This window comes from Levilactobacillus fujinensis (genome assembly GCF_003946335.1).
GTDB lineage: Bacteria > Bacillota > Bacilli > Lactobacillales > Lactobacillaceae > Levilactobacillus > Levilactobacillus fujinensis.
This window is the reverse complement of the sequence record NZ_RHNX01000006.1, coordinates 109,687-115,762: the sequence shown is the minus strand read 5'-3', so window position 1 is coordinate 115,762 and position 6,076 is coordinate 109,687. Positions and strand designations below refer to the sequence as shown.

Below are 6,076 nucleotides of genomic sequence, written 5' to 3'. Positions count from 1 at the left end.
TATACCGGGAAAGGCGGTTCATTTCACCATATGGTTACGAGGGCAGAGCGAAGCGACACCCTCAGAGAGTTTTTTGTATTCTTCCCACATTCTTCCCACGTAAATTGTGGATCGCATTCATGTGTGCAGACACATCTAAAATACTTAGTGGTAATCCTAATGAGACGTTGTTTGCTACGAAAGTAATAGAAAGAATTACGCCTGAGGAAGTATCAAAGAGATAGCTGATATTTTGAATGTTTCTTATGAAGCGGTCTTTGCTGGGATCCGTTCCGATCTCAAATCAGGTAAATTAAAATAATAAATTGATGGCACTCCCAATCAACCGTAAGTAAATCCAAAAGCTAAATTGCGTTTAGCTATGCTTTCCCCTAAAAAATTGCTGGAAGTTTATGGATCATGGTCGGCCGCCTGCACTTGTTAGTTCGTCAATTGCACTATCCAGACAAGAGTTATCCTGTGCATGGTCCTAACGGTAAATGGTAAGCTACCCTTATCAGTAAAACACTTGCGACTACTAAGGGGGAGTACTAATGACTAAAGGATTAATTTTTGCGTTTCATGGGGGACCAACGTCATTTATTAATCGCGTCAATGATGTTGTTGACCAGCTTGATGATGTTGATCTGAGCTTACTGGAGCGGCTTTGCGAATGGTCTAAGGATAATGGATTCGTTATTCCAATGGGGAGTCTTGAACTGACAGTGGCGGATATTCAATTTCGACTAAAAAAGCTGGAGAGGCTAGAGTTAATCGATTTTGGTGTTCGCGTGTAGGCTAAGCAAAAGGGACCACCATTACAGGTGATCCCTTTATTTTTATCTAGGATTCACGTTCAACGTCTTCGGCTAACTCTAGCCAAATTGTCAGCGGTGAGGGGATGTAGTCGGGCCAGACTTCCATTTTTTTTGCGCACCGATCGAGCAGATGGCTCTGACCATCTTCCGCCAAGTCCGTGAAGATACTCAGTGCCTGCACATTGTCCTCCAAGTCGGTCATAAGTGTAGGCACATTGTGTTTCCATTCTTCAACCAAATCTTGGTAAATGACAATACGGCGGGCCTGCAGAATCGTGTAGTCAACGCCCTCGACGTGTAGTCGCTTGACGAAACGGTCGTATTCATTGAATACCGCCGTCTGGGCACGTTGCCAGTCTGTCTTCGTAAATTCCGCTTGTTTATCCTTCATGATGTTCGACCTCTTTATCTCGTACTTAATCTCTAAAAGTTTAATGAAAACTTTCCCTATTCTTTGAGAAATCGTATTCTTTATACCTTCATCAGTATAGCATTTTAAAGAATAATAGTAAGGTATCTTTACATGTTGTCCAGTTGGCTAGTCGTAACGGCGCAAATTGCTGGATGCAAAAAAACGGGGAACTGATTTGCTCCCCGTGGTTGATACTATTTTTCCCAACCGCATAGCTTGTAGTGGGTGTGTTTGGCCCATTTCAGCGTGACGTGCTTAAGCTTGCCGGCATTATTCAAGCCGCGGCAGTGCTTATCATAGTGGTACTTCTTCCCGTGGTTCGGCGCAATCCAAACTTTGGTAGCCTTTGCTTCAGCGGTCGGAGTTGGGACAGTCAGTGGTTCAACCATGCCCCCAAGTGTAAATGAGACTGCAACAAGCGCCATGGCACGGCGTATTTTTTTCATCAGTATCCTCCCTGGATATGTAGTGGTGTCAGCTTTTTTCGTCGTCAGCAATTGGACGATGGTTTAACTTGCTTGGCTGTAACCGGTAGTGTAGTCAATGGTGTAACCTGGTTCGACGTTAAAAATATAAACATTAAACCGGATTGCATTAGAACCAACGGATTGTGCGCGCATCTGAACGCCGCGGGCAACCAACTCGTGACCCTTAAAAATTGGCGTGACGGTATAGCGAACGTAGTGGCTCGAACTGGACCGCAGATAAGTGGCAACGTCCATTTCGTTGTGGAGCATACTGGGGTTATTTAAGGTCCGCGTCCCAGTCATCAAGTTCTTGGGATTGTTATTCTGGCCGGTGAATTGATAACCAATTAAGTGGCTACGATTGTACAGCCATCCGTGGTGTGTACGCTTGTTGTGCCAGCCAGTAGGGTCAAACGTCAAGGCTTCTCGTTTGGCACTAGGCATTAATGAACGATTAAGTAAAGCGGCTGCGCCAGTGACCCGGTTATTCCCGTCTAGATTGTAGTAGGTTTGCCATGGCCCCTTTTTTGTTGAAAGCTGGGCTTTGCTGAAATGGGGATTGTTGTGGTCAATGGTGACTTCTTGCTGCCCACTGTAGGTTAACGTGGCTAAATTCGTCTTAGCCTTAGAGGTAGTTGCGGATTTCTTCACGACCTTTTTAGCCTTTGTTTTGGCTGTCGCCCGCTTGTGGTCAAATGAGACTTGTTGTTGAGAAATATCCGCTTTTTGACTGGACAACCGTTTCTTTTCTGCAGCATTATCTTTTTCCAGCTTAGCGGCCTTTTTTTCCGGTGAGTGATCATAGACGATTTTAGTACTCGTGGTGGCCTTAGCCGATGACTTGGTGGGGGTACAACCACTGACGCCAATAGCGAAGGTACTAAACAATGTCAGCGTCAAAATTGTTATTTTTTTCATTAGCGTAGTGCCTTTCTATAGCCGGCAGCTTTGGCCTGCGCTTCCGTTTGGAAGTAGACCACATTACTACTATTCATGTGATAGCCTGCTTGGTCCGGCGTATGATAAATTTTGGAGTTTCGATTACCGATAATCTTACCGGCCTGCCGAGTATTGAGATCCCCCTTAGCGTGAGAAGATGCCTCATGATGACTGCTGCTGGTTGCTGCAGCGCGACTTGTTGATGTTGCCGCAGCGCGACTTGCTGCCATGGCGCGCTCCGATTCAACGCGACGACTGGAACGACGACTTGCTTGCTGACTGGACTGGACAGAGCTTGCCTTGGATGACGTAGCGGACGATGAACTTATTTTGTCGGCTAGGGCCATGCTGGCGGCATCTTGGCGACTGGCAATGGTCACTAACCGGTTAGATTCCGCCTTGGCCTTTGCTAAGCGTTGATTGCCAACGTGAACCGTTTTGGTGATCACAATGGTCTGCGGCTTAGTATTGGCAGCTCCAATTGCATAGAAACCGCCGGATAGAACTAAAATAATGCTAATAATGCCCAAAAGTAGATGACGTTTCTGATGCTGATGTGGTCGACGAAAGGCCCAGTAAGCAACGCCAGCCCAGACCAGTATCCACAGAATGCTCCAAATAATAAGATGACCCCCTTAATCAATAGTTTTTCAGCTTTAGCTGTGAATAATGAATGAAAAGTAATATATGCCCAACACTAATTTTATGGGGATTGTCGCGACTTTGCAATGCTTACTTGTTCTTTTTTGGTAAAGAATGGCTGATTTAAAAAAATTCGCATCATTTTTACGCACGGCTAACTTTGGCGGTAAATAAAAAGGTCGCCCGCCAGTCTGGATGACCAGTGGGCGACCTGCGAACGGCCGGTTTATTTTTTCTCTTTCAGTAGTTCTACAATTTCTTTGAGATATACTTCTTCTTGTGAGGGCGTGTCGTCCGCCTCTGGTTCTTCCGGTGTTTTCGGCACTAACTTATTGATAAATTTAATCAACAGGAAGACAACAAAGGCAATAATCAAAAAGTTAATGACGGAGTTGATGAAGGCGCCGTATTTAAAATGGGCGCTTCCAATCGTCAAGACGAGATTGGAAAAATCAATGTTTCCAATGAAGATACCTAGTAATGGATTGATCAGATTGTCAACCAGCGATTTGACGATGGCAGTGAAGGCCGCCCCAACGATTACACCAACGGCCAAGTCCATGACGTTACCACGAGCAATAAATTCCTTAAACTCTTTTAACACGTGTCGTTCCTCCTTTAACTATCGATAACGGTTATCTTCTATTTTTAACGATTACGTTATAAAAAGCAACCAAAACGCTGGCGAGAATTTCGCGAGAATCTTGGTTTTTTACTCAGAAACTGAAGGGGAGTGTGCTATAATTGTAAGTGGTTTCAAAGTAGTTAGGGATGTCTGAAATTCGTTACATTGGGGTTTAAAAAGTAAGCCTCGGCAAACGTTTTGCTTGCATTCCATTTCAAAATAAACTATTATCAATTATTGATACATTTTAACCCGTTTGGGACAACCGAAGTGGTTTTAAAATGTTTTGGGAACCGAGTAGATTGTCATTATAGGAGGTGATTACCATGCTGAGTCGAACCAAGGAGTTCCTGCGACAACATAACTATCGTTACGAAAAGTCGTATATTCGACCATTGATGGCGCCAGAGAGCGTTTATGTATTTAAATTCGGTCAGGATTCGCTCAATAATCGGGTAATCATTCGTTATGGTCATACGTGGACGGGCCGTCAGCGAATTAACGAGATTGATTTGCGACTGCACAAGCAAAAGCACCCACGAGTATTTCAAAACGAAGCGGATATGCTAGATTATTTAGAATCGCACATTTCCCGCGGGCAACGAGACACTGACCACACGACCGATGCCGAAAAAGTTTAAGGCCGTTCTATCAATTTTTTAATTTAGCGAAGAGCTAGTGACAATTTGGGTTGTCATTAGCTCTTTTTCTATAGAAAGAGTGTGTCAAAAGGTTAAAGCTAAAGGCTGAGGTTGGTGATTACCAAACACCACGGATGACTGTTGTCACAGCGTTGTCTAATTTTAGTCCCAGTATCGTTGTGACAACAATCATAATGAGTATTTTGGAACTTTCAACCTCAGCTTTCAACCTTTGCTAAAAACATAAACGGGGTGTGTTAGTTCTTTTTCTAGCGAAGCAGTTAAATCGGGCTGTGACTGTTGCACTCCCTGCGGTCGACCTTTAAACTGATAATTAAAGGTTGAGATTGGTGTAAGGTGGCTGAACCGTGGGTGCCAGAATCTCGCCAGATATGAGTTCAGATGCGTCGTTTTGCCCAGTTAGCGAGAATCGTTCACCGGCTTAGCAATGGAGACTCAGTGTTTTCAAGGCTTCAACTTATAGCGGCACTTTTTCCAGCCCATAGTTGCCAACTGGTAAAGTGGGAAAAATGAACCTATTTTCGTGTTGATTTAGTAAGTTAATTAAAAGAACAACATCTATAAGGAGGAAACAAGTCACATGCAATGGACAGAGATTAGCGTCATTACCACGAATGAAGCGGTAGAAGCTGTTAGCAATATCTTACAAGAAGCCGGAGCCAGCGGGGTTAAAATTGATGATGCCGCCGATTACGAGCATCTCAAGGCCGGTAAGTACGGTGAAATCGTTGATTTGAAGACTATTCCGCACCGGACTAGTGGGGCCGAGATCAGCGCCTACTATCCCGAAACTATTTTTGTTCCCGAAATTTTGCCGACCATCAAACAGCGGGTCAGTGATTTGACTAAATTTGGGTTAGATCCAACACCTGGAACCGTCACAACTCAGGCTGTCGACGATGTTAGTTGGGCGACTGCTTGGCAAAAGTATTACCATCCTGTTCGCGTCACGCGTTACCTGACCGTCAGCCCAAGTTGGGAAGACTATCACCCCGTTCAACCCGACGAGCACGTGATTCGCTTGGATCCGGGAATGGCATTCGGAACCGGAACACATCCCACCACACGGCTCTCAATGACGGCGTTAGAGATGGTTGTCCGCGGTGGCGAAACGATGTACGATGTCGGTACTGGCTCTGGCGTTTTGAGTATTGCCGCAAAATATTTAGGCGTAAAACAGATTACTGCCTTTGATCTAGACGACGTTGCCGTTCGTTCGGCTAAGACCAACTTGGACTTGAACCCCATAGCCAAGGACATTGTTGCGGAACCCAATGACTTGCTTAAAGGCATTCATCAGCCAGTTGACTTGGTTGTTGCCAATATTCTGGCCGAAATCATTTTGCCACTGATTCCCCAAGCCTGGGAGAATTTGAACGTTGGGGGGTACTTCCTGACGTCGGGCATTATTTCTGACAAATTGGCTGAGATTGTGGCAGCACAGGAAAAACAAGGCTTTGTTATTGATAATATTTTACAAATGAAAGATTGGCGGGGTGTGATTGCACACAAGCCAACGGAGGATGAATAGT

General features: G+C 44.8%; 8 protein-coding genes. 3 read left to right on the top strand and 5 right to left on the bottom strand.

The window, feature by feature from the left end:
* The first annotated feature begins 533 nt into the window (after nt 1-533).
* Nucleotides 534-776 carry a hypothetical protein gene (locus tag EKM89_RS03900; protein ID WP_125685864.1) on the top strand — a complete coding sequence of 81 codons (243 nt, stop codon included), beginning with the start codon at nt 534-536 and terminating at the stop codon, nt 774-776.
* Between the two features lie 46 nt (nt 777-822).
* Here EKM89_RS03900 and EKM89_RS03895 read toward each other — a convergent pair whose 3' ends face one another.
* The 5 genes from EKM89_RS03895 to mscL all read right to left on the bottom strand — a co-directional run bounded on the left by EKM89_RS03895 (nt 823) and on the right by mscL (nt 3,861).
* Entirely contained in the window at nt 823-1,188 is a 366-nt protein-coding gene (locus tag EKM89_RS03895) for a hypothetical protein (RefSeq protein ID WP_125685862.1), read from the bottom strand.
* A gap of 215 nt (nt 1,189-1,403) precedes the next feature.
* Nucleotides 1,404-1,655, bottom strand: coding sequence for a hypothetical protein (locus EKM89_RS03890; RefSeq protein WP_191988747.1), 252 nt, complete (start codon nt 1,653-1,655; stop codon nt 1,404-1,406).
* 63 nt (nt 1,656-1,718) lie between these two features.
* Nucleotides 1,719-2,594, bottom strand: a complete 876-nt coding sequence (locus EKM89_RS03885; protein WP_125685860.1) for a DNA/RNA non-specific endonuclease — start codon at nt 2,592-2,594, stop codon at nt 1,719-1,721.
* Entirely contained in the window at nt 2,594-3,145 is a 552-nt protein-coding gene (locus EKM89_RS03880) for a sunset domain-containing protein (protein ID WP_225421804.1), read from the bottom strand. The genes EKM89_RS03885 and EKM89_RS03880 overlap by 1 nt, the downstream gene beginning before the upstream one ends.
* Nucleotides 3,146-3,483: 338 nt before the next feature.
* On the bottom strand, nt 3,484-3,861 hold the full coding sequence (gene mscL, locus EKM89_RS03875; protein WP_125685858.1) for a large-conductance mechanosensitive channel protein MscL: 378 nt from the start codon (nt 3,859-3,861) through the stop codon (nt 3,484-3,486).
* Nucleotides 3,862-4,208: 347 nt separating this feature from the next.
* Between mscL and EKM89_RS03870 the strand changes: the two genes are divergently transcribed.
* Both EKM89_RS03870 and prmA read left to right on the top strand, forming a co-directional pair.
* Nucleotides 4,209-4,523, top strand: a complete 315-nt coding sequence (locus EKM89_RS03870) for a hypothetical protein (RefSeq protein ID WP_191988746.1) — start codon at nt 4,209-4,211, stop codon at nt 4,521-4,523.
* Between the two features lie 601 nt (nt 4,524-5,124).
* Nucleotides 5,125-6,075 (top strand): 50S ribosomal protein L11 methyltransferase, encoded by a 951-nt coding sequence (prmA, locus tag EKM89_RS03865; RefSeq protein ID WP_125685854.1) that lies wholly within the window; start codon nt 5,125-5,127, stop codon nt 6,073-6,075.
* Nucleotide 6,076 lies beyond the last annotated feature (1 nt).

Excerpts from the sequence above, each read along its gene's own strand:
- EKM89_RS03870 (WP_191988746.1), top strand. The coding sequence starts at position 4,209 with ATGCTGAGTCGAACCAAGGAGTTCCTGCGACAACATAACTATCGTTAC.
- prmA (WP_125685854.1), top strand. The coding sequence starts at position 5,125 with ATGCAATGGACAGAGATTAGCGTCATTACCACGAATGAAGCGGTAGAA.
- EKM89_RS03885 (WP_125685860.1), bottom strand. The coding sequence starts at position 2,594 with ATGAAAAAAATAACAATTTTGACGCTGACATTGTTTAGTACCTTCGCT.
- EKM89_RS03895 (WP_125685862.1), bottom strand. The coding sequence starts at position 1,188 with ATGAAGGATAAACAAGCGGAATTTACGAAGACAGACTGGCAACGTGCC.
- EKM89_RS03900 (WP_125685864.1), top strand. The coding sequence starts at position 534 with ATGACTAAAGGATTAATTTTTGCGTTTCATGGGGGACCAACGTCATTT.
- EKM89_RS03890 (WP_191988747.1), bottom strand. The coding sequence starts at position 1,655 with ATGAAAAAAATACGCCGTGCCATGGCGCTTGTTGCAGTCTCATTTACA.